General features: G+C 31.8%; 1 protein-coding gene. It reads right to left on the reverse strand.

What is annotated here, in order from left to right:
- Positions 1–111: 111 nt before the first annotated feature.
- Complete coding sequence (locus BG20_RS11575; RefSeq protein ID WP_010189713.1) at positions 112–1,362, reverse strand: GAF domain-containing sensor histidine kinase; 1,251 nt, start codon at positions 1,360–1,362, stop codon at positions 112–114.
- Between the last annotated feature and the right edge of the window lie 181 nt (positions 1,363–1,543).

The raw sequence follows: 1,543 nt of genomic DNA on the forward strand, positions 1-1,543 counted from the left end.
TTTCCTTTTGGGGTATAGATAGGTCGTCGCCATTTGACTCCTAACGAAAGTTATAATGAAAAATGAAGTGTGTGTTCAAAAAGGGAGCCGTTTTGATAAAAGATAAAAATTCTAATTTAGAGTGAGGGATTTTGGCAATTCAATAATAAATCGAGTAGGATTGTTCTTTACATTAAGAGTGCCATGGTGCTGTTTAATTATTGCGAGACAAATACCCAATCCTAAACCAGTGCCAGAGGACTTGGTAGTGAACAGAGGCTCAAATATACGAGGTAAAACATTTTCAGGAATTCCAGGTCCAGAATCTTCAAAAATAATACTTACTTTTTCAGAGGAATCAACTAAGATAATTTTAATTTCGCCAGAATATCCAATTGCTTGAATAGAATTCAAGAATAAATTTGAAAAGACAGCCTCCATTTTTTTTGCATCGCATTTGAATTGAGAGTCATTCTGAGGTAGAATAACAGAAATGTTTGGCGGTATTATGATATTTGTAGTTGAATCTCTAAAAAGATTCGAAAAAAAACAAGTTTCTATATTTAATGACGATGTTTTTACAAAATTTAACACGTCATCAATCAATCTATTCATTTTAACAATAGAATTCTGTAATGTACTACATCGTAATCGCATTTTATCATCCATATGTTTTTCAAGATCTTGTCTTAAAAAATCCGAAGTAATCTGAAGTACCTGTAGAGGATTTTTTAAATCATGAGCTATTCTAGAGGCCATTGTTCCCATTACAGATATTCTTTCATTTTTTAGTTGTTCAGCCTTTACCTTAACTTCTTGTTCTAAGTTTTGATTTTGTTTTAATAGATCTTGTTGAGCATTTTCTAAACGCTTAGCTGTTTCTTGCAATGAATTTGTTAAGGATAAATTTTTGAATTCACTTTCCACCCATTTTGCAAGATCACTTAAGATACTTTTATCTGCCTTACTAAAGTCACGAGGTTTAGTATCAATGATACATAGAGTTCCCAACATTTGGTTATTAGGAGCACGTATTGGTTTTCCAGCATAGAATCGAATGTATGGAACACCGGTGACAAGAGGGTTATCTAAAAAACGAATATCCTTTGTTGCATCATTAATTGTCATTAATTCTTGCTCATAAATTGCATGACTACAAAAAGACATACTTCTAGGGGTTTCTTTAGCAGATAATCCAGCACATGACTTAAACCATTGTCTATTACTATCAACTAAACTAACTAGTGCGATTGGAACATCGAATATAATTTGTGCAATCTTTGTTATTCTGTCAAATCTTTCTTCTGGAGGTGTGTCTAAAACTTGCATATCATGTAGTGTCTTAATTCTTATTTCTTCTTCAACAAGAAGAGGAGCATCCATTGATTGGATGAATCTTGACGTGTCTAAAATGCTTTATTTTTATCTCAGTAACTTTGTGATGTATGAACTGATCAAAAGATGAGAAAACATCAAGAAAGGAGATTAACAATAAGAAAGATCAAGTTTACGATTTTGAAACAAAGAACAAATTTCAGATAATTGTTTGTTTAAATAACAAAAC

The organism is Candidatus Nitrosarchaeum limnium BG20 (assembly GCF_000241145.1).
Classification (GTDB): domain Archaea; phylum Thermoproteota; class Nitrososphaeria; order Nitrososphaerales; family Nitrosopumilaceae; genus Nitrosarchaeum; species Nitrosarchaeum limnae.